Source organism: Burkholderia sp. MSMB1459WGS (genome assembly GCF_001534535.1).
Taxonomy (GTDB): Bacteria; Pseudomonadota; Gammaproteobacteria; order Burkholderiales; family Burkholderiaceae; genus Burkholderia.
Map to the genome: position 1 here is coordinate 36327 of NZ_LPMU01000013.1, position 24985 is coordinate 61311.

Below are 24985 nucleotides of genomic sequence, written 5' to 3' on the forward strand. Positions count from 1 at the left end.
CATGCGGCCGTTCGACCGCGCACAATGAAGCGCAGCCAATCCGGCGCGCGATGCATGGAGGCAGGCAGATGGCAGTGGACTACTCGACTCGCGACGGCGTGGCCGTCGTCACGCTCAACAACCCGCCCGTCAACGGGCTCGGCCTGTCGACCCGCCAGGGCGTCATGGACGCGCTCGATCGCGCCGCGCAGGATCCGTCGGTCACGGCCATCGTGCTGACCGGCGCGGGCCGCGCGTTTTCGGGCGGCGCCGACATCACCGAATTCAATACGCCGAAGGCCCTGCAGGAGCCGACGCTGCACACCGTGATCCGTGCGGTGGAGGCGAGCGCGAAGCCGGTCGTCGCGGCGCTGCACAGCGTCGTGATGGGCGGTGGCCTGGAGCTCGCGCTCGGCGCGCATTACCGCGTCGCGGCGCCCGGCGCGCAGGTCGCGCTGCCCGAAGTGAAGCTCGGGCTGCTGCCGGGCGCGGGCGGCACGCAACGCCTGCCGCGCGCGGTCGGGCTCGAAACCGCGCTGAACATGATCGTGTCGGGCGCGCCGGTGCCGTCGGAGCAACTCGCGAAGAGCGGGCTGTTCGACGAAATGGCCGACGGCGACCTGCTCGACGCGGCCGTCGCGTTCGCACGCAAGGTCGGCGCGCAGAAGGGGCCGCATCCGCGCGTGCGCGATCGCAAGATCGTCCACGAGAACGCGGCGGGCTTCATCCAGTTCGCGCGCAATTCCGCGCGTGCCGCCGCGCCGAATTTCCCCGCGCCGCACAAGTGCATCGACGCGATCGAGGCCGGCGTGCTGAACGGTTTCGACAAGGGCAGCATCGCCGAGCGCGAAGGTTTCGTCGCGCTGATGATGACGCCGGAAAGCCGCGCGCTGCGCCATGCGTTCTTCGGCGAGCGCGCGGCGAGCAAGATTCCCGACGTGCCGGCCGATACGCCGCTGCGCGAGATCCGCCGGGTCGGCGTGATCGGCGCCGGCACGATGGGCGGCGGGATCGCGATGAACTTCGTCAACGCGGGGCTGCCCGTCACGCTGCTCGAAACGAAGCAGGAGGCGCTCGAGCGCGGCCTCGCGACGATCCGCAAGAATTACGACGCGCAGGTGAAGAAGGGCAAGCTCACGCAGGAAAAGCTCGACGCGCGCATGGCGCTGATCGCGCCGACGCTGTCTTACGACGACCTGAAGGACGCCGACCTGATCGTCGAGGCCGTGTTCGAGGAACTCGGCGTGAAGGAGCAGGTGTTCCGCAAGCTGGACGAAGTCGCGAAGCCGGGCGCGATCCTCGCGTCGAACACGTCGACGCTCGACGTCGACAAGATCGCGGCGTTCACGAAGCGTCCGCAGGACGTGGTCGGCATGCACTTCTTCAGCCCGGCGAACGTGATGAAGCTGCTCGAGGTCGTGCGCGGCGCGCAGACCGCGAAGGACGTGCTCGCGACCGTGATGGCGGTCGCGAAGAAGATCCGCAAGACGGCGGTCGTGTCGGGCGTGTGCGACGGCTTCATCGGCAACCGGATGATCGAGCAGTACATCCGCCAGGCGCTGTTCATGCTCGAGGAAGGCGCGCTGCCCGCGCAGGTCGATCGCGCGATCGAGAAGTTCGGGTTCGCGATGGGGCCGTTCCGGATGAGCGACCTCGCCGGCAACGACATCGGCTGGGCGATCCGCAAGCGGCGCTACGTCGAGCAGCCCGAGCTGCAGTATTCGAAGATCGCCGACCGCCTGTGCGAACAGGGCCGCTTCGGCCAGAAGACGGGCGCCGGCTGGTACGACTACGTGCCGGGCGATCGCAAGGCGAAGCCGTCGTCGCTCGTCGACGAGATGGTCGTCGCGTATTCGAAGGAGCGCGGCGTCGAGCGGCGCAAGATCGGCGACGACGAGATCGTCGAGCGGCTGGTGTTCGCGCTGGTCAACGAAGGCGCGAAGATTCTCGAAGAGAAGATCGCGTCGAAGGCGTCCGACATCGACATGGTCTACCTGACCGGCTATGGCTTCCCGCTGTGGCGCGGCGGCCCGATGCTGTACGCGGACACGGTCGGCCTCTACAACGTCGAGCGCGCGATTCGCCGCTATGCGGCGGCGCCGAACGGCGACGCCTGGCGGCTCGCACCGTCGATCGCGGAACTGGCGAAGGCCGGCCGCGGGTTCAACGGCTGACGCCGCCGCATCGCGGCGCGGCCGATCCTGTCTGGAGACACGCAATGAAACGCACCGACGACGTCCTGCTCGTGATCGACGTGCAATACGACTTCATGCCGGGCGGCGCGCTCGCGGTGCCCGACGGCGATGCGGTCGTGCCCGTGATCAACGCGCTCGCGCAACGCTTCGACCAGGTCGTGCTCACGCAGGACTGGCACCCGCGCGAGCACGTGTCGTTCGCGGCGAACCATCCGGGCCGCGAGCCGTTTTCGACGCTCGCGCTGCCGTACGGCGAGCAGGTGCTGTGGCCCGTGCACTGCGTGCAGGACACCGACGGCGCGGCGCTGCATCGCGACCTCGACATCCCGCACGCGCGGCTGGTGATCCGCAAGGGCGGCGACGCACAGGTCGACAGCTATTCCGCGTTCGTCGAAGCCGACCGCACGACGCGCACGGGGCTCGCGGGCTACCTGCGCGAACTCGGCGCGAAGCGCGTGTGGTGCTGCGGGCTCGCGACCGACTATTGCGTCGCGTGGTCGGCGCTCGATGCGCGCGCGGCCGGTTTCGAAGCCGCGGTGATCAACGATGCGTGCCGTGCGATCGACCTGAACGGGTCGCTCGCACACGCATGGCAGCAGATGCAGGCAGCGGGCGTCGTACATGCGACGTCCGCGGGCGCGCGCCCGGCGGCGTAGCGCATTCCCCATCCGATTCAGGACATGAAGCAGGACCGAAGGAGACTCGCATGACCGAAGCCGTAATCGTATCGACCGCACGCACGCCGCTGGCGAAATCCTGGCGCGGTGCCTTCAACATGACGCACGGCGCGACGCTCGGCGGCCACGTGGTCGCGGCCGCGCTCGAACGCGCGAAGCTCGACCCGGCGCGCGTCGAGGACGTGATCATGGGCTGCGCGAACCCCGAAGGCGCGACGGGCGCGAACATCGCGCGGCAGATCGCGCTGCGCGCCGGCTTGCCGGTGAGCGTGCCGGGGATGACGGTGAACCGCTTCTGTTCGTCGGGGCTGCAGACCATCGCGCTGGCCGCGCAGCGGATCATCGCGGGCGAAGGTGAAATCTATGTGGCCGGCGGCGTCGAATCGATCTCGTGCGTGCAGAACGAGATGAACCGGCACATGATCCAGGAAGGCTGGCTCGTCGAGCACAAGCCCGAGATCTACTGGAACATGCTGCAGACCGCCGAGAACGTCGCGAAGCGCTACGGCATCTCGAAGGAGCGGCAGGACGCGTACGGCGTGCAGTCGCAACTGCGCGCCGCGGCCGCGCAGGAAGCCGGGCGTTTCCGCGACGAGATCGTGCCGATCACCGTGCTGGCGGGCATCGCCGACAAGGCGACGGGCCGCCTGTTCACGCAGGAAGTGACGGTGTCGGCCGACGAAGGCATCCGCCCCGACACGACGCTCGAAGGCGTGTCGAAGATCCGTTCGGCCGTGCCGGGCGGCGTGATCACCGCAGGCAATGCGAGCCAGTTCTCGGACGGCGCGTCGGCCTGCGTCGTGATGAGCGCCGCCGCCGCGCAGCGCGACGGGCTGCAGCCGCTGGGTGCGTTCCGCGGCTTCGCGGTGGCCGGCTGCGAACCGGACGAAATGGGCATCGGCCCGGTGTTCGCGGTGCCCAAGCTGCTGAAGCAGGCCGGGCTGACAGTCGACGACATCGGCCTGTGGGAGCTGAACGAGGCGTTCGCGGTGCAGGTGCTGTACTGCCGCGACACGCTCGGGATTCCCGAGGATCGCCTGAACGTGAACGGCGGCGCGATCGCGGTCGGCCATCCGTACGGCGTGTCGGGCGCGCGCCTGACCGGCCATGCGCTGCTCGAAGGCAAGCGGCGCGGCGTGAAGTACGTGGTCGTCACGATGTGCATCGGCGGCGGGCAGGGCGCGGCCGGGCTGTTCGAAATCCTCTGATCTTTGAGTAGCGGCCGCGGCGACGCTTCGGCGTCGCCGCACGCCGCCGCAGCGAATCGGCGCGGCCGACGCGCCATTCGCGACGGCGGGGAAGCAAACGGCATGCACCCGGCAATGCCGTTTCCCCTGACTTGTCAAACGAATTGCCCCACCTATACTTGCTCTGACATTTGCCTTTCGGCACGATGGGCCGGATCGTGCGTCGCGCGATCCGCGCCGCGAAGATTCGAATCAACGCAGCAGACCGACCGGGGACCGAATGAGTACGACCTATGCAGCCGGGGAACCGCCGCGCGTCGTCAGCGCGGCCGCGAGGCTCTACGCGAAATGCCTGCTGGTCGGATTCGCGTTGCTGCCTGCCTATCTGATTGCCTATCTGTGGTTCTTCAGCGACCGGAGCGTCGTGTTCGAGAGCCACGCCTTCCACGAAATCGCGATCGCGGCGGCGACGATCGAAGGTGCGTTCGTCACCTACGTGACGTGGGTGTGCTACCGGTCGTCGGGCGAGCCGCTGCTGCGCTGGCTGACGCTCGGCTTTCTCGGCTTCGCGATGATCTATGCGTTGCACGGTGCATTCACCGGGATGGCGCACCACAACATCTGGCTGTTCCTGCTGTACGGGCCCGCGTCGCGTTTCGTGATGTCGGCGCTGCTGCTCACGGGCCTGCTGTCGTATTCGCGTCCGCCCGACCGGATCGACAAGCGCACGAGCGTGCGGACGTGGCTGCCGTGGATCGTGTTCTTCGTGATCGTCAACGTGGCGGTCGCGTACATCGCGTATTCGCCGATCGCGGGCGCGCTCGGCACGCGCCTGTCGATGGAAGGCGGCGCGCTGGTGCTCTCGCTGCTGAACGTGTGCGTGCTGCTCGCGCGGCGGATCCGCTCGCCGCTGATGGTGATCTACGGCGTGTCGATCATGGCGTTCGCGCTGTCGTCGCTCGCGTTCATTCTCGGCAAGCCGTGGAATCACATGTGGTGGCTCGCGCATGCGATCTTCGCGGGCGGATTCTTCCTGCTCAGCTACGGCGTCGTGCAGGCGCTGCAGACGACGCGCTCGTTCTCGGCGATTTATAGCCAGGAAGATCTGATGAGCCGGCTGTCGGAATCGATGGCGCGCACCGAAAGCGCGCTGCAGGAGCTGCGGCGCACGAACCAGAAGCTCGAGTACATGGCCGCGACCGACCCGATGACGGGGGCGTCGAATCGCCGCCAGTTCATCGCGCAGGTCGAGCGCGAGATCGTGCGGGCCGAGCGCGACGGCACGCCGTTCTGCCTGCTCGCGCTCGATCTCGACAATTTCAAGAACATCAACGATGCATACGGGCACCAGATCGGCGACGAGGTGCTGCGCGGCGTCGTGCGCCAATGCCTCGAGGCGATCCGGCCGGCGGGCGCGCTTGCGCGGGTCGGCGGCGAGGAGTTCATGGCGCTGTTGCCGGAGATGCCGCTCGAAGGCGCGCGGATGACGGCCGAGCGCATGCGTTCGTCGATCGCGAGTGCGCCGTTCGGGCTCGACTTCAAGCGCGTGCAGGTGACGGTCAGCGTCGGCGTCGCGCAATACGGCATCGACGGCGGTACGGTCGATGCGCTGCTGCGGGTGGTCGACGAGCGGCTGTACCAGGCGAAGCGGGAAGGGCGCAATCGCGTGGTGTCGCGATGATCCGCATCTCGCCGACGCCCCGGCGGCGGGAGCGCCACCGGGGCTTTTTCAGGCCGGTGCCGGTGCCGGCCGGCACGCCCGGCACACACGCAGCGACGCGCTAGCGCGACGCCACCGCCGTCGCCTGCTTCGGCTGTCCGTCCTGTATCGGCTGCGACGCCTGCCACCAGTACTTGCCCGCGCGCTGCTGCGGATCGCGGATCGCGAGATACGTCGTACTCCAGAGCTGCGCCGCGTTGGCTTCGGTCGCGTCGGCGCTGCGCGTGCCGAATGCGTCGGTCTGGTACTTGCCGTTCACGTAGGACCACGTCCACATTTCCGACGTGCGCATGTCGCGCCCGTTCGAGATCACCTGCCAGATCGTCTGCCGCGCCTGCGTGAGCAGCGTGCGCGTCGCGGCCGACAGGTCCTGGCGCGCAAGCTGGCGATCGAGCCCGGCCACCCACATCGCCTGCTGCCACGACCAGATCACCGTGCCGTGATACGCGGAGCTCGTGAACTTCGGCCACAGCGACGGGTTCGCATACGCGGGGTTCGCGATCAGCATCCCGACATCGGTCACGAGCCCGCTCGGGAACGGCCGCGTGACGTCGGCGACGATCCGCTGGAGCTGGTCGTCGGGCGGCGTGCCGAACAGCAGCGCGAAGCCGCCGTCGGAATTCATCACCGGAATCGGGTTGCCCTGCTGGTCGAGCGACAGCGCGTAGAAGGCCAGCGGTGCGGCAGGCGCGGCGCCGGCCGGCACGCCGGCGGATGGCGCATAGGCCGACACGTCGGTGGCCGCCTGCGCGGCCGGCACGCTGACCTGGAACAGTGGCGGCGCCTGCGTTTCCCAGGTGGCCGCTTCGTTCGCCGTGTTGGCGAGCGTTGCGCGCTGCCCGGCATCGAGGTACGGATCGAGCAGGCCGCGGGCGAGGAACGCGTTCGCCGCGCGCAGCGCGGCCGGCACGAGCACCGCGTTCACGTCGTACGGGTACACGCCGCCGCCGAGGCCGTCGGTGCTGTCGCGCCAGTTGCCGACGATTTCGCCTGGCCGCAGATGGATCAGGTTCGCGACCGACGGCTGCTGCGCGAACGGCTGCGCGGTCGTCGCGACGTGCAGCAGATTGACCACGAGGCGGCTGCCGTTGGTCTGCCCGTCGCTGCCGCGCTGCGCCAGGTACGCGGCCGCGCGCGCCTGGCCGCGCGTATCGTCGATCAGCCACGCGGCCGCGATCGGCGCGAGCAGGTAGTCGCTGTCGATCATCTTGTAGTCGTAGGTCGGTGTCGCATCGTTCGGCCGCCCGTTCTTCTGGTTGTCGATCAGCGCGAACTCGCCGATGCCTTCCTCGTGCGCGACCTTGCCGTCGGCCGACAGGCGGCTCAACACCGACGACAGCCCGGCCTCGATCGCCGCCGGTTCGAGCACGGGCATCAGCATGCGCACCGAGATCAGCGTGTCGCGGCCGAAGTACGTGTCGTACTGCCACGAGCCGGCCAGCAGCTTGTCGTTGAAGCTGAGGAATTCGAGCACGTTCTGGCTGACCGGATCGGGATTCACGGACGGGGCGAACAGGTCGGCGTGCGTGATCGGCGACAGCGGCGTCTCGCCCGACAGCGCGTCGATGTGCAGCTTCAGCGTGTGCGAGCCCGTCGGCGCGCTCAGCACGAGCTTGCCGCCCGCTGCCGGCGCGATGCTGCCGCCGTCGCGCAGCGTGATGCGCAGCGCATAGCCGGGCGCGCCGTCGATCCGGTCGCGTTGCCATTGCGCGGTGCCGCCCTGAACCGTCGGCGCGGTGAGGATCTGTTGCGGAATCGTGGCGCCGCCGTTGAAGTCGCGCAGGAAGCGCACGTTGCTCAGCACGCCCTGGCGGATCGTCAGCGTACCGGTGTCGACCGACACGTCGGCGCCGATGCCGTAGAGCGGGCGGCCGTGTGCGTCCGGGGCCGACAACGCGGACGGCGGCGTGTCGAGGCTCCAGTTCACCGGCTGCGCGGTGTCGTCGAACCACAGCCCGGCGCCGCTGTTGCCGGCGGGGAAGACCACGAGCAGGCGCGGTTTCGTCGACGAGCGCACGAGCAGGTGCGCGGCGACCTTGTCCTGCCGGTAGAACGCATTGATCTGGCCGCCGGTGTCCATGCGGAACGACAACGCGGCGGTGTTCGACGGCGGGTTGTTCGATTTGACGTCGTCGTCGTTGCAGGCCGACAGCAGACCGGCACAGACGAGCCCGAGACACAGCGACTTCGCAAGGCGATGCATGTTGATGTCCCTCCTGATGACTGGCGATTTTTATCTGGATGTTCTAATCGACGGATCTCGGGTCCGCTTGATCCCGGTTTGTATTCATTCTGGCGAATGACGGGAGTTAATCGGGATGTTGCGATTCTTCGAAAAGAAAATGGGTTGGCAAATAGCCGAATGGCCGATAAATGCCGCAAGCTGGAAACGACAGGGGCGACGCGTCGATGCTCCGCGACAAAGGCAATGCACAAGCCCTTCGCGCGGGTGAGTGGCGAATCCGGGGCGGCGAAGAAGATGATACGTAAGCCGTCGTAGGCGATTCTAAATTTACGGGAAAGTCGAAGTCAATAATGTTTTGGTTTTCGAATATTGAATTGAAAAGCTGGCCGCAATTATTACCCGCCTCGCCGGTAAAATGTGCGATTTAACGGATGCGGATAATTTACTCCGGATATCCGGTGACGAAACTGATCGACAATACCGTGTCGCGCCGGCGATTGATGCCGGGCAGGAAAGGAATCGCCATGTTCGTATCGCCTTTTTGGGCAAGGAGCCGGCTCGCACCGGGGCGATGAGCACGAGGCCGCGCAATTCGCGTTCCTGCCGTTCGACCGGAATCGTGCGTTCGCTCATCGGAACCGGCAGGTCGGGCAGGCATGGCGGCTACCGTGGTTCACGCGAATCGCTACGCAAAGTTCCATATTTCGACTATTATAGAAATATGGAAGCAAACCAGATCATCGCTGCACTTGCAGCGCTCGCGCATGAGTCCCGGCTCGCCGTGTTCCGCGCGCTCGTCCAGGCCGGGCCGGAAGGCATGTCCGCCGGGCAGATCGCCACGTTGCTGGACGTGCCGCCGTCGTCGCTGTCCTTCCATTTGAAGGAGCTGGCGTATGCGCAACTCGTGACGAGCCGACAAGAAGGCCGCTTCGTGTTCTATTGCGGAAATTTCGCGACGATGAACGGCTTGCTGGCCTACCTCACCGAGAACTGCTGCGGCGGGAATCCATGTTCGCCGGTGCCGGCGTGCCCGACGCCCGATCGCTGCCAATCCTGACGCCCTGACGCGCATGCGCGTGCATCGCCCATGACCACGAACGTACTGATTCTCTGCACCCACAACTCCGCCCGCAGCGTGCTGGCGGAGGGCATGCTCAATTTCTGGGCCGCGACGCTCGGCAAGGACGTCCGGGCGTACAGCGCCGGCAGCGCGCCGAGCGGTCGCGTCAACCCGTTCGCGCTGGAGGCGTTGAGGAACGCCGGCGTCGACGTCGACGGATACCGCAGCAAAAGCTGGGACGAATTCGCCGGCGACGGTGCGCCCGAGATGCGTGTCGTCATCACGGTGTGCGATAGTGCGGCAGCCGAAACGTGTCCGTACTGGCCCGGCAGCCCCGTCAAGGTCCATTGGGGTTACGCCGATCCGTCGAATGCGGCCGGTGGCGACGAAGGCAGGCGACTTGCGTTCGACCTGACGCGTCAAGCGATCGGCTATCGCATGCTGCAGTTGCTGGCGTTGCCGCTCGAGCGCATGAGCAATGCCGAGCTTCAACGCGCGTTGACCGATATCGCGCGACATTGATCGCCCGTACGATGGCCCGCCGGCGTGAGCGGCGGGCGACGCCTTCGAGACCGAATCCCGTGCAATGACCGCGTACAACACCGCCCCGCCGCACAAGGCCGCTACCAAGCTGGCCATCAATTTCTTCGAACGCTACCTCACGCTCTGGGTTGCGCTGTGTATCGTCGCGGGTATCGCGCTCGGCCGGGCGCTGCCCGGTTTGTTCCGGCAGATCGGCCGGATCGAATACGCGCAGGTCAATCTGCCCGTCGGGTTGCTGATCTGGGTGATGATCGTTCCGATGCTCGTCAAGGTCGACTTCGCCGCGTTGCACGAGGTACGTCGACACGTGAAAGGCATCGGCGTCACGCTGGTCGTGAACTGGCTCGTCAAGCCGTTCTCGATGGCATGCCTGGGCTGGCTGTTCATTCGCCACCTGTTCGCACCGATGTTGCCGACGGACCAGCTCGACAGCTACATCGCGGGCTTGATTCTGCTGGCCGCGGCGCCGTGTACGGCGATGGTGTTCGTGTGGAGTCGACTCACGGGGGGCGACCCGCTGTTCACGTTGTCGCAGGTCGCGCTGAACGACAGCATCATGGTGATCGCGTTCGCACCGATGGTCGGGCTGCTGCTCGGCATGTCGGCGATCACCGTACCGTGGGCGACGCTGCTCACATCGGTCGTGCTGTACATCGTCATTCCGGTCATCTTCGCTCAGCTGTGGCGCAAGCACCTGCTCGCCAAGGGCGCGGCTGCATTCGATGCCGCGATGGCGAGGATTGCTCCCTGGTCGATCGCCGCGCTTCTCGCGACGCTCGTCCTCCTGTTCGCCTTTCAAGGCGAGGCGATTCTGGCGCAGCCGCTCGTGATCGCGCTGTTGGCGGTACCGATCCTGATTCAGGTGTTCTTCAATTCCGCGCTGGCCTACTGGCTCAATCGCACGGTCGGCGAGAAGCACAGCGTTGCATGTCCGTCGGCGCTCATCGGTGCATCCAACTTCTTCGAGCTGGCCGTCGCCGCGGCGATCAGCCTGTTCGGATTTCACTCGGGCGCCGCGCTGGCGACCGTCGTCGGCGTGCTGGTCGAGGTGCCGGCGATGTTGCTGGTCGTGCGTGTCGTCAACCGGTCGAAGGGCTGGTATGAGCATCGGGCCTGAGTACACCGGAGAATCCGCAGATGACCGACGATATGAACGATCTACCGCAACTCGACACCGCGCTGTTCCGCGTGCCGGATGCCGCCCAATTGCGGCCGGCTGCGGCGTCGACGCATCCTCCCCGGATTCTGCTGCTCTATGGCTCGCTCCGCGAGCGCTCGTTCAGCCGCCTGCTGGTCGAGGAAGCGGCACGCTTGCTCACGGCGATGGGCGCCGAGGCCCGCGTGTTCAATCCGAGCGGACTGCCTCTGCCGGACGACGCGCCCGACAGTCATCCGAAGGTCGTCGAGCTGCGCGAACTCGTGATGTGGTCGGAAGGGATGGTGTGGTGCTCGCCGGAGCGGCACGGCGCGATGACGGGCATCATGAAGTCGCAGGTCGACTGGATTCCGCTGTCGGTCGGCGCCGTGCGACCGACGCAGGGCAAGACGCTCGCGGTGATGCAGGTCAGCGGCGGGTCGCAGTCGTTCAACGCGGTGAACCAGATGCGTGTGCTCGGGCGCTGGATGCGCATGCTGACCATCCCGAACCAGTCGTCGGTGGCGAAGGCTTTCATGGAATTCGACGAAGCGGGACGGATGAAGCCGTCCGCTTATTTCGATCGTGTCGTGGACGTGATGGAAGAATTGGTGAAATTTACGTTGCTGACGAGAGATATCGGCCCGTACCTGGTCGATCGGTACAGCGAGCGGAAGGAGAGCGCCGAAGCGCTTTCACGGCGTGTGAATCAGCGAAGCATCTAGCGGCCGACGGAAGGAGCCAGGATGGAGATCCGTTGCGCCACGGTCGACGACTTGCCGTCGATTGAAGCATTGCTGCGCCAGAGCGGCCTGCCGGTCGCCGGCGTCGCAGGTCATGTGCAACGTTTCGTCGTTGCGATCGAGCATTCGACGGTATGCGGATGCGGCGGTGTCGAGTATTACGGTGACGCCGCGCTTCTGCGTTCCGTTGCGGTCGCCGCCAACATGCGCGGTTCCGGCGTCGGGCGGGCCATCGTGTCGCGGCTGGTGGATGCATGCCGTTCCCTCGACGTGCGGTCGTTGGTGCTGCTCACAACGACCGCGGAGGACTATTTTGCCCGTCTGGGTTTCGTGTGCGTTGCACGACGGGACGTGCCGTCTTCGGTGCTCGCGTCGCACCAGTTCCAGGGCATGTGTCCGGGATCGGCCGTTTCAATGCTGCGGGTTCTTTGAGCGTTACGGCGGTCGTTGCGTACGCAACTGCATCGTCGCGACGCTCGAAGGCCGCCAAATCGCCGCCGGCGTGTGCTTCTTGCTTCGCTCCGTCCACGTGTATCGCGGCGCTCCTGACCGTCTTGGCGTCACGAACGACGACCGGGATCTTGCCGATGTCCTTGCCTGCTTCGATTGCCTTGCCGGCCGCAAGGTAGCGGTGCTGTCCCTTGTATACGAACAGCAGATCCTTGCCCGCGACCTTCCGCGCGTAGCAATGGAGCGGTGAACCCTTGTCGTACCTGTTTTCCATAATCAGTGCGGTGAGGTGCTTCACTCACTCGGGATCAACCGGTCGAATATTGTCGGACGGGTCGTAGTGAAGCTGGTCGTAGGGGACCATCCACAGGTCCGCTGACGTTGCGCCGGCCGCTGCGGCGGCTTTGATATTGCCGGTCGGGATCGGCGCGGTGAGGTCGAGCTGTTGCGTGCGATCGTCCATTACGCAACCTCCTGCGGTATCGCCACCCGCGGCTTGCCACGCTTCTTCGCTTTATCGATTGCGTTCGACACCTCGACATCCGCTGCGCGCTTGAGGGAAAAATCCATTGGCAAGTCTGGCATAAATACGGTGATCGGCTGAAGTTCGCGCCGGCTGGTGTAACGTACATTCTTTTGGGGCAAGAGCTTTCGAATGCACGGCTTACTAAAAAAGAGGCGCAGCGAGTTTATTTCGAAACAACCTTGTGGATTCGATCGGCATATCGAATGTGGATACCCACGCCGAACATTCGAACGGATACGTCAGCTACGACGCCTGCCGCACTCGGAAACTCTCCGGCTTTGCAGGGATTGCCTAAACTGAGTGACCAGCTACCGCTCAGCACCTTGTCGGGTTTGCTCGGTGTGCATGCTCAAGCGGGGGAGTGGAAGGAGATCGAGAAGGCAACGAAAGATGAAATCTCGATCCGCTGGAGCGCGACTTTCACAAAACACAGAACATTGACGCGCGCATCGATCGACGCAATTGAATTGGTCGACCCGCCATCAGGAATTGGCGCTTTCAACCAAGGAGTGCGCGGCGGAAGCTAGGCGCAAGCCTTCAGACCGTCTCGCGCGGGCTGCCGCTGGGCGTACTTACTGGATCGCCCTGGGCAGGCTGCAACCGGAATAGAACACGCGACAGCCTCTGTCGGCTGCGTTGCATGTCTTCAGCGCCTTTGCTGTTGCCTCGTCTAACGTGGTGCCGTAATTGGAGTTGTGCGTGGTTTGGCCCACGACCATCGCTCCGCAGCCGTTGGAGAAAGACACTTCAATCTCGCAATGCGGGCCGCCTTTGGCGGCGCAGTCGGCCATCGCGGCACGTTCAGCCGCCTGCTGGGTCTCGAGTCCCATCGACGTCCCCAGCGCACCGACCTTGCCGTCGGTGGCAATGGCTCCCCACCGGGATTCCCACCGGACAGGTGCCTGTTGCTGCTGTGAATTGCCGCGTGCTTGGCGTGGAGCCGGGCCACAGACGCTCGTCGACTGATCGGTGCCATAAGCGATCGTGCCTGGTGGACACGAGATCTGAGCGTGGCTGATCGGAGCCATACCAATGCTTGCCGTAAAGAGGAGGCTACGCACTAGTTTCTTGTTTTCTCCATCCTTTGCGCCGCGTCTACGGGAAGGCAGCGGCGCATTTTTTTGGGGAATGTATACCGATCGGTCTCGTTTGACTAGGTTTCCGCTAAACTCTGCGAACTAACATCTCACAACGAGGGACGCACATGGCAGGGGCCCACAAGATTACACCGTCAAACCCACGACTCTCGTCGCCGCTCGCCTTGGTCAACCAGGTGATCGCGGATATGTCGCGTCAACGCTCGTTGCTTGCGCGCGCGACAGTCGGGATATTGCTTGTCGCCAGCGTGTTTTCAGGGTGTGCGCCCCTATCGGCGTCTGCGCCGACGGATCCTCAAGAACGGTTTGCCGCAGAGCAGCGGAATGCGAATGCGTTGTATAGCCAGAAAGTGTTGGCATATAAGCCGATGTTTGAGAATCCTGGCGGCTATGGTCGAGCGCAGATACTGGAAGCGTACGAGGCAGTGCTGCAGCAGTACTCCGTCGCAGCAATCGCTTATGCCCGCACCATTTATCCCGAGGCTCGACAGACGCTTCCACCTTCCCTGCAGCCATTGCCGACGCCGTCCGGGCCGGTCACGCTGGCGGTCGTCAATCGCGACTACGAACATGTGCTCGGAATGGACGCTGCTTTGTGGGAGATGAATATGGCGGCAAAGTTTGGCCGACCGTCCAAGTTGCCGATACCGAAATACACCGGCCCTGTGCTCATCATGCCGCCTGCGCCACCGTTACCGCCCCTGCAGGATGTTCGCGATCCAAAGTTCGCGCGGCTCGTGACCATGACGAAGAAACTCGACGATGCGCAGAAGGCTGATCTGGCACGAGAGCAAGCCGCGATCGAGCAACAGTATGCCGACCAAGCCGCGTGGAGGGCTCGACACCCCACGGGGCAGTATGACCACATCGATCCGAGGACCGGACTACCGTATGCGCCTCCGCAACAGGAGATGCAGCGATGGTGCATGATGGGCGGTGGCCGGGTGCCTTGCTGAAACGTACGCGATCAATCATGACGCCTTTCTCATAAAGGCCAGCAGCTAGGTGTCCGCGCGGACACCTACACTGAGCTCTTAATGACAGAGCCACCGAATCTTTAAGACTGGTAGTTGACCGGAAGCGACACGGCAGACGCGAATTTGACGAAGCGATGGATAGGCGAATCGGCTGAGTAGCCGCTTGGTCCGGGAAATGTGAGCGCAACTTCTGGCGTAGCTTGGTTTGCCGACCCTTGTCGGGCGCGGCGCAGGTACTGCTGCATCATCGGTTGCTGATGGGGATGCTCGCGGTACCCTCATCTTGGAATGCCTCTTCTTCGACGTCATCGAGCCAATTCGCCCAAGTTTGCATCATCTCCCGGCGCTCCGGTAAATACTTCGCATGGTTGTACGTCGAGCGAGTCCGGTCCTTGTCTTTGTGCGACAACTGCATTTCGACCACTTCGTCCCTCCACCCCATTTCATGGAGGTTGGTCGACGCGGCTGCCCGAAAGTCATGATCTGTTATCGGATCAGGATTGTCCGGAACCATGTAGTCGATTGCCCGATTGGTTGTTGCGCGACTCATGTGTGGGCGCAATCGATTGCGATGCAGAATTGGCAGGATATACCCGCGATTTCCGTACATCTCCTGCAGCTCGCGCAGCAGTTTCACCGCTTGCGTCGGAAGGGGAACGATGTGCAGGCGTCGCGATTTAATTTTTTCCGGGGGTACTCTCCATTCGGCGGTACCCAGGTCGATTTCTTCCCATCGCGCCCGGCAAAGCTCGATCGTTCGCGGAAACAGCATCATCAGCAATCGAATCGCAATCGCGGTTCGTCTGCTCTTGTAGGTCGGAAGCTCGCGAAAGAGCCTCTTCAGTTCTTCACGGCTCAACGCCCGAGCATTCTCTGTCGGAGGTTTCAGGACCGAACCACGCAGTACCGACGCGGGATCTGTATCAGCTCGCAGTGTGATCACCGCATACTGGAACACATTGGACACGTACAGGCGAAGTTTGATGGCTACGGAAGGGGAGTCACGCTCTTCGACCCGGCGCATCAAAGCAAGCACGTCATGGGCGGTAACAGAGCGCATGGGGCGGTTCCCGATGTACGGATACGCATCGACTTCGAGCATGCGCAGAATCTCGCCAAAGTGCCGCTCGGTCCAAGTCTTCCGCTTCTTTTCCAGCCACTTGTCGCTGACTGCGCGAAAAGTTGCTTTGCCTTCGTTGATACGCGCCGATAGCACTCCTGCCGCGCATGTGGTGGGTGCAGTCCCTTCTTGACGAGTTTGCGCGCAGCGTCACGCGCCGCGCGCGCGTCTTGAAGGCTGACCGTGGGATATTCGCCAATCGCGAATAGGTTTTGCTTCCCGGCAATCTTGTACTTGTAACGCCAGAGCTTGGAGCCTGACGGCTTCACCAGCAGATACAGTCCATTGCCGTCGGTAAGTTTGGTAGGCTTGTCGCCTGCCTTCGCTTGTCGGATCTTGATGTCGGTGAGTGGCATGGTGAAAAAAGGGGGTATCGCCTCTGGATGGTCGAAATGATGCCCCCTTTTTCCTCGGCTGGACACGATTTCAGGCGAACGTAAGCGAACAGCGGAAGGGCATAGATCGACCAACTGGTAAGGGTTTGTGGAAATTCGCAAACCAACACGAACAGGAGCGAACGAAGTGATCAGACATATCGTCATGTGGAAGTTGAAGGAATCGGCGGAAGGCGCGACGCGTGCGCAGAACGCGCTGAAGCTGAAGGAGAAGCTCGAAGGCTGCCGCGACCTCGTGCCGGGCACCCTGCAGATCGACGTCGGCGTGGCGACGCCGGGCCTCGACGCGACCGCCGATATCGTGCTCGTCTCCGATTTCGCCGACAAGGCCGCGCTCGACGCGTACCAGGTGCATCCGGTTCACCAGGAAGTGAAGAAATTCGTCGTCGCGGTGGCCGAATCGCGCGAGTGCGTCGACTACATCGTCGACAACGCACGATGAGCGACGCGGCAACCCCGACGGAAGGCCCGTCGATCGAAAGCCCGTTCGTCGATCTGCTCGGCGTGCAGCTCGTGTCCGCGAAGGATGGCGCGAGCGAGATCGTGCTGCCGCTCGAGGAGCGCCACATGAACACGTGGAGCATCGCGCACGGCGGCGTGACGATGACGCTCGCCGATATCGCGCTCGCGATGGCGGCGCGCAGCCTGACCGACGATGGCGTCGGCGTCGTCACGGTCGAGATGAAGGTGAACTTCATGCAGCCGGGCCGCGGCGAATTGCGCGCTTACGGGCGCGTGATGCACCGTTCGACGACGATGGCCTACTGCGAAGGCGAAGTGCGCGACAGCGATGGCAATTTCGTCGCGAAGGCGCTCGGTACGTTCAAGTACATGCGGCGGCTCGCGGTCGGCCGCGACATCAAGCGGCAACGTTCGCGCACCGCGCCGGACGCTCAACCCGGCCCGAGCGACGCGTAAGCATCCATCACGCACGGCCCTGTCTCTTCGATGACGCAGGGCCGTCTCGTTTTGGCGCGCGGGCGGGCCGGTGCACCGCGCGTCGCGCCCGCCGGGCGCGCGCGTGGCATCATGTCATGCTTGTCCGTTCACGGCGCCACGCGGGCGCCGTCCACACCGATGCCGCTGAATCCCAAGATCGCCCAGGTGCTCGACATGATCGAGCGCGCGAAACGTCCGTCGTATCACCACCAGACGCCGCAGCAGGCGCGCGCCGCATACGAGAAGAGCGCGCCGATCCTCGACGTCGCGCCGGCGCCGATGCATTCGGTGGAAGCATGCGTCGTGCCGACGCGGGACGGCCGCACGATCGGTGCGCGGCTGTATCTGCCGGTCGAGCCGAGCCTCGCGGAGCCGCTGCCCGCGCTCGTGTACTACCACGGCGGCGGCTTCACGGTCGGCAGCGTCGACACGCACGATGCGCTGTGCCGGATGTTCGCGCACGATGCGCAATGCGCGGTGCTGTCGGTCGGCTACCGGCTCGCGCCCGAACACCGGTTTCCGACCGCAGTGAACGACGCGGACGACGCATTGCAGTGGCTGCATCGCGAGGCCGCCGCGTTCGGCATCGACGCCGCGCGGCTGGCCGTCGGCGGCGACAGTGCGGGCGGGACGCTCGCGACGGTCTGCGCGGTGCTCGCGCGCGACGCGGGCATTCGTCTTGCGCTGCAACTGCTGATCTACCCGGGCGTGACGGGTTACCAGGACACCGAATCGCATGCACGGCTCGCGAACGGCTACCTGCTGACGCAGGACACGATCCAGTGGTTCTTCACGCAATACGTGCGCGATCGGGCGGACCGCGACGACTGGCGTTTCGCGCCGCTCGACGGCACGCGCGATGCGCCGTCGTTTGCGGGTGTCGCGCCGGCATGGATCGCGACGGCTGAATTCGATCCGTTGAGCGACGAGGGCGCCGCGTACGCGGACAAGTTGCGCGCGGCCGGCAACGCGGTCACGCTGGTCCGCTATCCGGGGATGATCCACGAATTCTTCAAGATGGGCGGCTACGTGCCGGAGGTGCGGGCCGCGCATGCCGATGCGGTCGCGGCGCTGAAGGCTGCATTCGACGAAGTTTGACGGCGAGCGCGCGACGGCGTGCAGGCCGCGGGAGAGCTGCGATGACGAACGGCGCGGGCGTGGTGGAAACGGGCGACTGGACGGTGCTGGGCGGCGACGCTGCGCGGATCCGAGACGCGGTGTTCGTGCGGGAGCAGCAGATTCCGCCGGAATGGGAACTCGACGACGACGATCCGCTGTCGCTGCATGCGGTCGCATACCGGACCGATGCGGCGACCGGGCTGCGCCGGGCGATCGCGACGGGGCGGTTGCTGCCGTCCGGCACGATCGGCCGCGTCGCGGTGCTGGCCGACATGCGCGGGCAGGGTGTCGGATCGGCCGTGCTGAATGCGCTGCTGGACGCCGCACGGCGCCGCGGCGAAGCCGTCGTGCGGCTGTACGCCCAGGATTCGGCGGTGTCGTTCTATCTGCGGCACGGTTTCGCGACGGTCGGCGAGCCGTTCGTCGAAGCCGGCGTGCCGCACGTCGAGATGGCGCGCGCGCCGTAGCGCGCAACGCGTGCGTTCAGCGCCGCGTCGTGTCGATATCGAACGTGAACGCGCGCTCGAACGCGCCCGGGCGGACGGTCCGGTGCGAGCCGTCGTCGTCGCTGCGCTCCTTGACCTCGACCGTCAGCCGCACGCCTTCCTTCATCGTGACGCGCAGCGCCGTGGTGCCGCGCGTGCCGTATTCGGGCGTTTCGATGAACGCGGCCGACAGCGCGCGCTCGCGCTCGATCGGAATGCCCGTGTGCGGCAGTGCGTCGTCGGCGGCGACGTGCGGGTCGCGCATCAGCGCGATCAGCTCGTCGAGCGACGGGGTCGGGTTGTCGGTGAGCAGCGTGCCGAGCTCCGCGCGCTTGCGCACCACTTTCGGCCAGGGCGTGTCGAGCCGCGCATTCGACAGCGCATGCACGCCCGGCGCGATCGCGACGGGCGCGGCGACACGGCTTTCGCCCTCGGGCGCGCGGTTGCAGAACCATGCGAGTTCGCGCCGGCGCCAGTCGCCGACCAGCAGGTTGAAGCCGTTGTACACGGCCGCATGTTCGGCAAGTTGCTCGAGATAGTCGAGCGGGGCGACCGACGAGCCGCCGAGAAAGTCGGATACCAGCTTGCCGCGGGTCGGCGCGCCCGCGCGAATGTCGAACGGCGCACGGTAGTTGGTCAGCGCGGCGAAGCGGCCGTCGCGCGATACGCCGAGCCACGTGCCGCCCGCTTCGAGATCGCGACCGGCCAGTACGCCCGGCACGTCCTCCCACCACGAGAGCGGCGCGCTGGTCCGGCGAAAGAATTCGTCGCGATTGGCGGCGAGGGTAAAGACGGGACCGGCGGCGGCATCAGGCTGCCAGTCGAAGGCAATCAGGCACATCGGGCGAATCTCTCGCAGGAAACGTCGCGCGCCGGCTGCGACTCGCGAGCCGGCCCGCGAACGGGTTGTCAGTGCATCACGCTTCGGTCGGCCACGCGTACGGCAGCGCATCGAACGCGAGCGCCGGGCCGCCGGCCGAACCGAGGTGCACCGTGCCGCTGTCGAGTGCGGCGAGCTTGATCTCGACCAGCGCGTCGACGCCGCCCGCCGGCGCGGCCGCCGCATTGACGATCATCCCGCACGGCTGGCCCGGGTCGTCGCTGTGGAACAGCTCGACGCCGGCATGCACCGTATCGGTCTCGCCGGCGACGTGCGCGAGCGCGGTGCGGCGCTTGATCGTGCCGCGGTACTGGCTGCGCGCCACCACTTCCTGGCCCGGGTAGCACCCTTTCCTGAAGTTAACGGCACCGATCACGTCGAAGTTGACCATCTGCGGGACGAACTGCTCGACAGCCGGCTGCGTGATGCGCGGCTCGCCCGCGCGAACGTCGAGCCAGTCCCACACGGCGGGCGACACGACGGGCAGCGTGCCGGCCAGCGCGGCGACGCGCGCGTCGACTTCGGCGCGCGGGCCGATCCACAGATAGCGCTTGCGGCCGGCCGCATCGGGCACGCGGATCAGCGCGCCGGCCGGGCCGTCGACCTTCACGTGCACGCCGTCGGGCAGCGCATCGAAGATGCCCGACAGCGCGGCGCGCACGTCGCCGACGAAGCCGGCCACCGCGAGCGTGTCGCTCGCGTCCGTCAGCTTCGCCTTCGCACGCAGCACGAACATCGACAGCCGCTTCTGCACGGCCGGTTGCACGTCCTTCGACACGAGCAGGCGCACGCCGTGGCCGGCCCGCCACGCGAGGAACGACGCGAGCAGGCGGCCCTTCGGCGAGCAGTACCCGGACAGCCGCGCGCTGCCGGCATCGAGATGCTCGATGTCGTTGGTGAGCTGGCTGTGCAGGAACGTCGCGGCGTCGTCGCCGGCCACGTCGATCACGCCGAACTGCGGCAGCGGCATGCAGGCGCCCGGCGCGTCGAAATCGGCGGCGGACGGGCGGGGGAAAACGGGGAGCGAGGCAGATGCGGCCTGGGCAGCCGGTGAAGCGAACGGTGTGCTCATGGAATGAGGGAACAGTCAACCCTGACTTTGACGGAGGCGAGCAAGTATTATATGGGTCTTACCTGAGTCACGTTTCCATGTCCCTACTGAAGAAATGCGCCGCGACGATCGTGGCGCTGGCCGTCGTTGTGGCCGCTGCCGGCGCGGGCGGCGGGTATTACTGGGCGACCCGGCCGCTGTCGCTGGGTTCGGCATCGCTCGACGTCACGATCAAGCCGCGCAGCAGCGTGAAGAGCGTCGCGTCGCAGCTCAAGCGCGGCGGCGTGCCGGTCGAGCCGCTCGCCTTCGTCGCGATGACGCGCGTGCTCGGGCTGTCGAGCCGGCTCAAATCGGGCAACTACGAATTCAAGACCGGCATCACGCCGTACGACGTGCTGCAGAAGATCGCGCGCGGCGACGTGAACGAGTACGTCGCGACGGTCATCGAGGGCTGGACCTTCAAGCGGATGCGCGCGGAGCTCGACGCGAACCCCGATCTGGCGCATTCGACGGCCGGCATGAGCGACGCCGAGCTGTTGCGCGCGATCGGCGCATCGGACAGCGCGGTGCAGCGCGGCAGCGGCGAGGGGCTGTTCTTTCCCGATACCTACCTGTTCGACAAGGGCACGAGCGACCTGAACATCTACCGGCGCGCATACCGCCTGATGCAGACGCGCGTCGACGAGGCATGGGCCGCGCGCACGCCGGGGCTGCCGTACAAGACACCTTACGAAATGCTGACGATCGCGTCGATCGTCGAGAAGGAAACCGGCCATGCGGCCGACCGCGCGTTCGTCGCCGCCGTGTTCGCGAACCGGCTGCGCATCGGCATGCCGCTGCAGACCGATCCGTCGGTGATCTACGGGCTCGGCGACGCGTACGACGGCCGTCTGCGCAAGCGCGACCTGCAGGCCGACACTCCTTACAATACCTACACCCGACGCGGGCTGCCGCCCACGCCGATCGCGTTGCCGGGTGTCGCCGCGCTGCAGGCGGCGATCAATCCGGCCCCGACGAGCGCGCTCTATTTCGTCGCGAAGGGCGACGGCACGAGCGTGTTCTCGGACACGCTCGGCGACCACAACAAGGCCGTGGACAAGTACATACGAGGTCAATAATGGCGAGCGGTAAATTCATCACGTTCGAAGGCATCGACGGGGCGGGGAAGACCACCCACCTGTCATGGTTCTGCGAACGCCTCCAGGACCGGCTGGCCGCGGCCGGCCGGCAGGTCGTCGTCACCCGCGAGCCGGGCGGCACGCAGCTCGGCGAGAAACTGCGCGAGATCCTGCTGAACCAGCCGATGGATCTCGAGACGGAAGCGCTGCTGATGTTCGCCGCGCGTCGCGAGCACCTCGCGCTCGTGATCGAGCCGGCGCTCGCGCGCGGCGACTGGGTCGTGTCGGATCGCTTCACCGACGCGACCTTCGCGTACCAGGGCGGCGGCCGCGGGCTGCCGCGCGACAAGCTCGAGACGCTCGAGCGCTGGGTGCAGGGCGGTTTCCAGCCCGACCTCACGGTGTTGTTCGACGTCGCGCCGCAGGTCGCGAGCGAGCGTCGCGGCGCCGCGCGCATGCCGGACAAGTTCGAAAGCGAGTCTGACGCGTTCTTTACCCGCACACGCGCCGAATACCTGCGGCGCGCGGAAGAGGCGCCGCATCGCTTCGCGGTCGTCGACGCGACGCGATCGATTCCCGAGATCCGCCAGCAGCTCGAACGCGTGCTCGCCGCGCTGTAACCCGCAAGGAACGCCCCCCATGATCTATCCGTGGCAAACCGACGACTGGAACCGCCTGCAGCAACTGCGCGCGCAATGGCCGCATGCGCTGCTGCTGCACGGTCAGGCCGGGATCGGCAAGCTGCAGTTCGCGCAGCATCTCGCGCAGGGTTTCCTGTGCGAATCGCCGCAGCCGAACGGCGAGCCGTGCGGCGCCTGCGCGGCCTGCAATTGGTTCTCGCAGGGCAACCATCCGGACTACCGGATCGTGCTGCCCGAGGCGCTGGCGGGCGAGGCGCCGGGTGCGGCGGACGACGCGAAGCCGGCCGACGCGGACGAAGGCGGCAAGAAGACGCGGGCGCCGAGCAAGGAAATCAAGATCGAGCAGGTGCGCGCGCTGCTCGACTTCTGCGGGGTGGGTTCGCACCGCGGCGGCGCACGCGTCGTCGTGCTGTATCCGGCCGAAGCGCTCAATGTCGCCGCGTCGAACGCGCTGCTGAAAACGTTGGAGGAACCGCCGCCCGGCGTCGTGTTCCTGCTCGTGTCGGCGCGCATCGACCGCTTGTTGCCGACGATCATCAGCCGCTGCCGCCAGTGGCCGATGACCGTGCCGGCGCCGGAGGCCGCCGCCGCGTGGCTGGCGGCGCAGGGTGTCGACCACGCCAGCGCGCTGCTCGCCGAAGCCGGCGGCGCGCCGCTCGCCGCGCTGGCGCTCGCGAGCGACGAGAACCGTCCGCTGCGCGACTACACGCTCGGGCAACTGGCCGCCGGTGCGGCCTGCGATCCGTTCGCGTGCGGCGAGACGCTGCAGAAGCTGCCGGTGCCGCTGGTGCTCGGCTGGCTGCAGCGCTGGCTGTACGATCTGCTCGCCCAGCGGATGGCCGGTGCGCCGCGCTACTTCCCGATGCACGCGGCCGCCCTGGCGCGCTGCGCGGAAGCGGTCGACGCGAACGCATTCGCGCGCTTCATGAAAGCCGTGACGCGGCAGCGGACGGTCGAGAACCATCCGCTCAACGCACGGCTCGTATTCGAGGAATTGTTTCTCGGATATCGGGAAATGTTCGCTTGATCCGGCATTGTTTCCGATGGGTTGCGAAACGATGAACGGATCACGCGCGGGCGCGAGCGTGGCCGGCCGGTCCGCCCACGTCGCCCGGTGCCGCATGCCGGCGGGCGCATGAGCGCCCGTCTCACGTATTCAGGAAACACGATGTTCGTCGACTCTCACTGCCACATCAATTTCAAGGGCCTGGCCGATCGTCTGCCGGCCGTTCTCGAGAACATGCGCGAGCACGACGTCACGCACGCGCTGTGCGTATCGGTCGATTTCGAGACGCTGCCCGACGTGCTCGCGATCGCCGAAGCGCACGACAACGTGTACGCATCGGTCGGCGTGCATCCCGATCACGAGGATGCGCGCGAGCCGACGCTCGCGGAGCTCGTCGAGCTGGCCGCGCACCCGAAGGTCGTCGCGATCGGCGAGACCGGCCTCGACTACTATCGCCTCGAAGGCCGCTCGATCGCCGACATGGAATGGCAGCGCGAGCGCTTTCGCACGCACATCCGCGCGGCGACCGCGACGATGAAGCCGCTGATCGTCCACACGCGCGCGTCGTCGGAAGACACGCTGCGAATCATGGCCGAGGAGCGCGCGGACGTGCCGGGCGGCGTGATGCACTGCTTCACCGAGCCGTGGCCGGTCGCCGAGCAGGCGCTCGCGCAGAACTTCCATATCTCGCTGTCGGGTATCGTCACGTTCAAGAGCGCGACCGACGTGCAGGACGTCGCGCGGCGCGTGCCGCTCGACCGGCTGCTGATCGAGACCGACTCGCCGTACCTCGCGCCGGTGCCGTATCGCGGCAAGCCGAATGAACCTGCGTACGTCAGCCATGTCGGACGCTTTATCGCATCCGAACGCGGGATCGCCGTCGAGGTGCTCGCCGATGCGACGACGCAGAACTTTTTCCGGCTGTTCAAGATCGCCCGCTAACGACGGGCGCGCAGCCGACAACCCAGGGAAGGAGCCCACAACAATGACGAAGCCGACCAACCACCTGCCCAAACGCGCACTCGTTGCGGCCGCATTCGTCGCGAGCGGGCTGTTCGCCGCCGCCGGCGCGCATGCCGAGTCGCTCGACGCGATCGTCAAGGCCGTCAAGTTCGACGACATCGCCGATATCGGCAAGCAGCTCAAGAGCGGCAAGCTCGATCCGAACACGCTCGCGCCGAACGGCGACCCGATCCTCGTGATCGCCGCACGCGAGAAATCCGACAAGGTCGCGGCGGCGATCGCCACGACGCCGAACGTCGATCTCGAGAAGGAAGACAAGGCCGGCGAAAACGCACTGATGCTCGCGTCGCTGAACGGCGACCTCGACCTCGTCAAGCTGCTGATCGACAAGGGCGCGGAAGTCAGCAAGAAGGGCTGGGCGCCGCTGCACTACGCGGCGACCAACGGCCACGACGCGGTCGTCAAGGTGCTGCTCGACCACGACGCGTACATCGACACCGCGTCGCCGAACGGCACGACGCCGCTGATGATGGCCGCGCGCGGCAACCATGCGTCGACGGTCACGCTGCTGCTCGACCAGGGCGCCGATCCGCAGGTGAAGAACCAGCTCGGCATCACCGCGCTCGAGTTCGCGAAGCACTACAACGCGCCGGACGCGATCGAGATCCTGAGCAAGCGGACGACGCGTATCGGTGCGGCGACGCCGGCAGATGCTCAAAAGAGTGCAAAATAACGGTTTTTGGTGCGGCGGCGCCTGTCCGCCCGGCCGCCTTCCGGCCGGAACAGGGCATCCG

At 66.0% G+C, this 24985-nt stretch carries 25 protein-coding genes and 2 pseudogenes; 19 read left to right on the forward strand and 8 right to left on the reverse strand.

Features of this window, described 5'->3' with window-relative positions:
* Window positions 1-68 precede the first annotated feature (68 nt).
* From WT97_RS05940 to WT97_RS05955, 4 genes are all read left to right on the forward strand, one after another.
* On the forward strand, window positions 69-2153 hold the full coding sequence (locus WT97_RS05940) for a 3-hydroxyacyl-CoA dehydrogenase NAD-binding domain-containing protein (RefSeq protein WP_059506044.1): 2085 nt from the start codon (window positions 69-71) through the stop codon (window positions 2151-2153).
* 44 nt (window positions 2154-2197) lie between these two features.
* The gene (gene pncA / locus WT97_RS05945) at window positions 2198-2830 is read left to right on the forward strand and encodes a bifunctional nicotinamidase/pyrazinamidase (protein WP_023475610.1); all 633 of its coding nucleotides are present in this window, start codon (window positions 2198-2200) and stop codon (window positions 2828-2830) included.
* A gap of 50 nt (window positions 2831-2880) precedes the next feature.
* Window positions 2881-4059 carry an acetyl-CoA C-acyltransferase gene (locus WT97_RS05950; protein ID WP_060353137.1) on the forward strand — a complete coding sequence of 393 codons (1179 nt, stop codon included), beginning with the start codon at window positions 2881-2883 and terminating at the stop codon, window positions 4057-4059.
* 259 nt (window positions 4060-4318) lie between these two features.
* A complete protein-coding gene (locus WT97_RS05955; protein ID WP_060033866.1) occupies window positions 4319-5719 on the forward strand; it encodes a sensor domain-containing diguanylate cyclase in 1401 nt (466 codons plus the stop codon).
* A gap of 100 nt (window positions 5720-5819) precedes the next feature.
* Here the strand turns inward: WT97_RS05955 and WT97_RS05960 are convergent, their stop codons facing one another.
* Entirely contained in the window at window positions 5820-7961 is a 2142-nt protein-coding gene (locus WT97_RS05960) for a hypothetical protein (RefSeq protein WP_060353138.1), read from the reverse strand.
* A gap of 703 nt (window positions 7962-8664) precedes the next feature.
* Between WT97_RS05960 and WT97_RS05965 the strand changes: the two genes are divergently transcribed.
* From WT97_RS05965 to arsN2, 5 genes are all read left to right on the forward strand, one after another.
* Entirely contained in the window at window positions 8665-9000 is a 336-nt protein-coding gene (locus tag WT97_RS05965) for a helix-turn-helix transcriptional regulator (protein ID WP_059506051.1), read from the forward strand.
* 30 nt (window positions 9001-9030) lie between these two features.
* Window positions 9031-9525, forward strand: a complete 495-nt coding sequence (locus tag WT97_RS05970; RefSeq protein WP_060033872.1) for an arsenate reductase ArsC — start codon at window positions 9031-9033, stop codon at window positions 9523-9525.
* A 64-nt stretch (window positions 9526-9589) separates the two neighbouring features.
* Complete coding sequence (gene arsB, locus WT97_RS05975) at window positions 9590-10663, forward strand: ACR3 family arsenite efflux transporter (protein WP_060353139.1); 1074 nt, start codon at window positions 9590-9592, stop codon at window positions 10661-10663.
* Window positions 10664-10683: 20 nt separating this feature from the next.
* The gene (gene arsH, locus WT97_RS05980) at window positions 10684-11406 is read left to right on the forward strand and encodes an arsenical resistance protein ArsH (RefSeq protein WP_060353140.1); all 723 of its coding nucleotides are present in this window, start codon (window positions 10684-10686) and stop codon (window positions 11404-11406) included.
* A gap of 21 nt (window positions 11407-11427) precedes the next feature.
* A complete protein-coding gene (gene arsN2, locus WT97_RS05985) occupies window positions 11428-11856 on the forward strand; it encodes an arsenic resistance N-acetyltransferase ArsN2 (RefSeq protein ID WP_060353141.1) in 429 nt (142 codons plus the stop codon).
* A gap of 88 nt (window positions 11857-11944) precedes the next feature.
* On the opposite strand, the pseudogene WT97_RS05990 reads toward arsN2, so the two are convergent.
* From WT97_RS05990 to WT97_RS32275, 3 genes and pseudogenes are all read right to left on the reverse strand, one after another.
* Window positions 11945-12337 (reverse strand): annotated as a pseudogene (locus WT97_RS05990) (chromosome partitioning protein ParB); the annotation flags it as partial.
* Window positions 12337-12519 carry a hypothetical protein gene (locus tag WT97_RS33985; protein WP_156440213.1) on the reverse strand — a complete coding sequence of 61 codons (183 nt, stop codon included), beginning with the start codon at window positions 12517-12519 and terminating at the stop codon, window positions 12337-12339. The gene WT97_RS33985 and the pseudogene WT97_RS05990, both read right to left, overlap by 1 nt.
* Window positions 12520-12972: 453 nt before the next feature.
* Window positions 12973-13428, reverse strand: a complete 456-nt coding sequence (locus tag WT97_RS32275) for a DUF4189 domain-containing protein (RefSeq protein ID WP_082751346.1) — start codon at window positions 13426-13428, stop codon at window positions 12973-12975.
* Between the two features lie 176 nt (window positions 13429-13604).
* On the opposite strand from WT97_RS32275, the gene WT97_RS06000 reads away from it, so the two are divergent.
* Window positions 13605-14453 carry a hypothetical protein gene (locus WT97_RS06000; protein WP_060353143.1) on the forward strand — a complete coding sequence of 283 codons (849 nt, stop codon included), beginning with the start codon at window positions 13605-13607 and terminating at the stop codon, window positions 14451-14453.
* 265 nt (window positions 14454-14718) lie between these two features.
* Here the strand turns inward: WT97_RS06000 and WT97_RS06005 are convergent, their stop codons facing one another.
* Window positions 14719-15690: a site-specific integrase gene (locus WT97_RS06005; RefSeq protein WP_060353144.1), complete on the reverse strand. Its 972-nt coding sequence runs from the start codon at window positions 15688-15690 to the stop codon at window positions 14719-14721.
* Window positions 15691-15749: 59 nt separating this feature from the next.
* Window positions 15750-16136: pseudogene (locus WT97_RS35165) on the reverse strand (Arm DNA-binding domain-containing protein); the annotation flags it as partial.
* Between WT97_RS35165 and WT97_RS06010 the strand changes: the two are divergent.
* From WT97_RS06010 to WT97_RS06025, 4 genes are all read left to right on the forward strand, one after another.
* Window positions 16117-16431, forward strand: coding sequence for a Dabb family protein (locus tag WT97_RS06010; protein WP_006483902.1), 315 nt, complete (start codon window positions 16117-16119; stop codon window positions 16429-16431). The pseudogene WT97_RS35165 and the gene WT97_RS06010 overlap by 20 nt on opposite strands.
* On the forward strand, window positions 16428-16907 hold the full coding sequence (locus WT97_RS06015) for a PaaI family thioesterase (protein ID WP_006483907.1): 480 nt from the start codon (window positions 16428-16430) through the stop codon (window positions 16905-16907). Before WT97_RS06010 ends, WT97_RS06015 begins: the two co-directional genes overlap by 4 nt.
* A gap of 159 nt (window positions 16908-17066) precedes the next feature.
* Entirely contained in the window at window positions 17067-18026 is a 960-nt protein-coding gene (locus WT97_RS06020) for an alpha/beta hydrolase (RefSeq protein ID WP_059790794.1), read from the forward strand.
* A 41-nt stretch (window positions 18027-18067) separates the two neighbouring features.
* Complete coding sequence (locus WT97_RS06025; protein WP_059506060.1) at window positions 18068-18514, forward strand: GNAT family N-acetyltransferase; 447 nt, start codon at window positions 18068-18070, stop codon at window positions 18512-18514.
* Window positions 18515-18530: 16 nt separating this feature from the next.
* Here the strand turns inward: WT97_RS06025 and WT97_RS06030 are convergent, their stop codons facing one another.
* Both WT97_RS06030 and WT97_RS06035 read right to left on the reverse strand, forming a co-directional pair.
* A complete protein-coding gene (locus WT97_RS06030) occupies window positions 18531-19373 on the reverse strand; it encodes an NRDE family protein (protein WP_059790689.1) in 843 nt (280 codons plus the stop codon).
* Between the two features lie 76 nt (window positions 19374-19449).
* A complete protein-coding gene (locus WT97_RS06035; RefSeq protein ID WP_059790691.1) occupies window positions 19450-20484 on the reverse strand; it encodes a folate-binding protein YgfZ in 1035 nt (344 codons plus the stop codon).
* Window positions 20485-20561: 77 nt separating this feature from the next.
* On the opposite strand from WT97_RS06035, the gene mltG reads away from it, so the two are divergent.
* The 5 genes from mltG (at window position 20562) to WT97_RS06060 (ending at window position 24924) form a co-directional block, all read left to right on the forward strand.
* Window positions 20562-21581: an endolytic transglycosylase MltG gene (gene mltG / locus WT97_RS06040; protein ID WP_034207506.1), complete on the forward strand. Its 1020-nt coding sequence runs from the start codon at window positions 20562-20564 to the stop codon at window positions 21579-21581.
* Complete coding sequence (gene tmk / locus WT97_RS06045; protein WP_034207505.1) at window positions 21581-22201, forward strand: dTMP kinase; 621 nt, start codon at window positions 21581-21583, stop codon at window positions 22199-22201. Before mltG ends, tmk begins: the two co-directional genes overlap by 1 nt.
* A gap of 19 nt (window positions 22202-22220) precedes the next feature.
* Window positions 22221-23249: a DNA polymerase III subunit delta' gene (locus WT97_RS06050; RefSeq protein WP_059506070.1), complete on the forward strand. Its 1029-nt coding sequence runs from the start codon at window positions 22221-22223 to the stop codon at window positions 23247-23249.
* Window positions 23250-23390: 141 nt separating this feature from the next.
* Window positions 23391-24170, forward strand: coding sequence for a TatD family hydrolase (locus WT97_RS06055; protein WP_060033892.1), 780 nt, complete (start codon window positions 23391-23393; stop codon window positions 24168-24170).
* Window positions 24171-24213: 43 nt separating this feature from the next.
* The gene (locus tag WT97_RS06060) at window positions 24214-24924 is read left to right on the forward strand and encodes an ankyrin repeat domain-containing protein (RefSeq protein WP_059506074.1); all 711 of its coding nucleotides are present in this window, start codon (window positions 24214-24216) and stop codon (window positions 24922-24924) included.
* The last annotated feature ends 61 nt before the right edge of the window (window positions 24925-24985 follow it).

What these genes read in the sequence shown, in the direction of transcription:
- WT97_RS05940 (WP_059506044.1), top strand. Translation starts at nt 69, where the DNA reads ATGGCAGTGGACTACTCGACTCGCGACGGCGTGGCCGTCGTCACGCTC.
- pncA (WP_023475610.1), top strand. Translation starts at nt 2,198, where the DNA reads ATGAAACGCACCGACGACGTCCTGCTCGTGATCGACGTGCAATACGAC.
- WT97_RS05950 (WP_060353137.1), top strand. Translation starts at nt 2,881, where the DNA reads ATGACCGAAGCCGTAATCGTATCGACCGCACGCACGCCGCTGGCGAAA.
- WT97_RS05955 (WP_060033866.1), top strand. Translation starts at nt 4,319, where the DNA reads ATGAGTACGACCTATGCAGCCGGGGAACCGCCGCGCGTCGTCAGCGCG.
- WT97_RS05960 (WP_060353138.1), bottom strand. Translation starts at nt 7,961, where the DNA reads ATGCATCGCCTTGCGAAGTCGCTGTGTCTCGGGCTCGTCTGTGCCGGT.
- WT97_RS05965 (WP_059506051.1), top strand. Translation starts at nt 8,665, where the DNA reads ATGGAAGCAAACCAGATCATCGCTGCACTTGCAGCGCTCGCGCATGAG.
- WT97_RS05970 (WP_060033872.1), top strand. Translation starts at nt 9,031, where the DNA reads ATGACCACGAACGTACTGATTCTCTGCACCCACAACTCCGCCCGCAGC.
- arsB (WP_060353139.1), top strand. Translation starts at nt 9,590, where the DNA reads ATGACCGCGTACAACACCGCCCCGCCGCACAAGGCCGCTACCAAGCTG.
- arsH (WP_060353140.1), top strand. Translation starts at nt 10,684, where the DNA reads ATGACCGACGATATGAACGATCTACCGCAACTCGACACCGCGCTGTTC.
- arsN2 (WP_060353141.1), top strand. Translation starts at nt 11,428, where the DNA reads ATGGAGATCCGTTGCGCCACGGTCGACGACTTGCCGTCGATTGAAGCA.
- WT97_RS32275 (WP_082751346.1), bottom strand. Translation starts at nt 13,428, where the DNA reads ATGGCTCCGATCAGCCACGCTCAGATCTCGTGTCCACCAGGCACGATC.
- WT97_RS06000 (WP_060353143.1), top strand. Translation starts at nt 13,605, where the DNA reads ATGGCAGGGGCCCACAAGATTACACCGTCAAACCCACGACTCTCGTCG.
- WT97_RS06015 (WP_006483907.1), top strand. Translation starts at nt 16,428, where the DNA reads ATGAGCGACGCGGCAACCCCGACGGAAGGCCCGTCGATCGAAAGCCCG.
- WT97_RS06020 (WP_059790794.1), top strand. Translation starts at nt 17,067, where the DNA reads ATGCCGCTGAATCCCAAGATCGCCCAGGTGCTCGACATGATCGAGCGC.
- WT97_RS06025 (WP_059506060.1), top strand. Translation starts at nt 18,068, where the DNA reads ATGACGAACGGCGCGGGCGTGGTGGAAACGGGCGACTGGACGGTGCTG.
- WT97_RS06030 (WP_059790689.1), bottom strand. Translation starts at nt 19,373, where the DNA reads ATGTGCCTGATTGCCTTCGACTGGCAGCCTGATGCCGCCGCCGGTCCC.
- WT97_RS06035 (WP_059790691.1), bottom strand. Translation starts at nt 20,484, where the DNA reads ATGAGCACACCGTTCGCTTCACCGGCTGCCCAGGCCGCATCTGCCTCG.
- mltG (WP_034207506.1), top strand. Translation starts at nt 20,562, where the DNA reads ATGTCCCTACTGAAGAAATGCGCCGCGACGATCGTGGCGCTGGCCGTC.
- tmk (WP_034207505.1), top strand. Translation starts at nt 21,581, where the DNA reads ATGGCGAGCGGTAAATTCATCACGTTCGAAGGCATCGACGGGGCGGGG.
- WT97_RS06050 (WP_059506070.1), top strand. Translation starts at nt 22,221, where the DNA reads ATGATCTATCCGTGGCAAACCGACGACTGGAACCGCCTGCAGCAACTG.
- WT97_RS06055 (WP_060033892.1), top strand. Translation starts at nt 23,391, where the DNA reads ATGTTCGTCGACTCTCACTGCCACATCAATTTCAAGGGCCTGGCCGAT.
- WT97_RS06060 (WP_059506074.1), top strand. Translation starts at nt 24,214, where the DNA reads ATGACGAAGCCGACCAACCACCTGCCCAAACGCGCACTCGTTGCGGCC.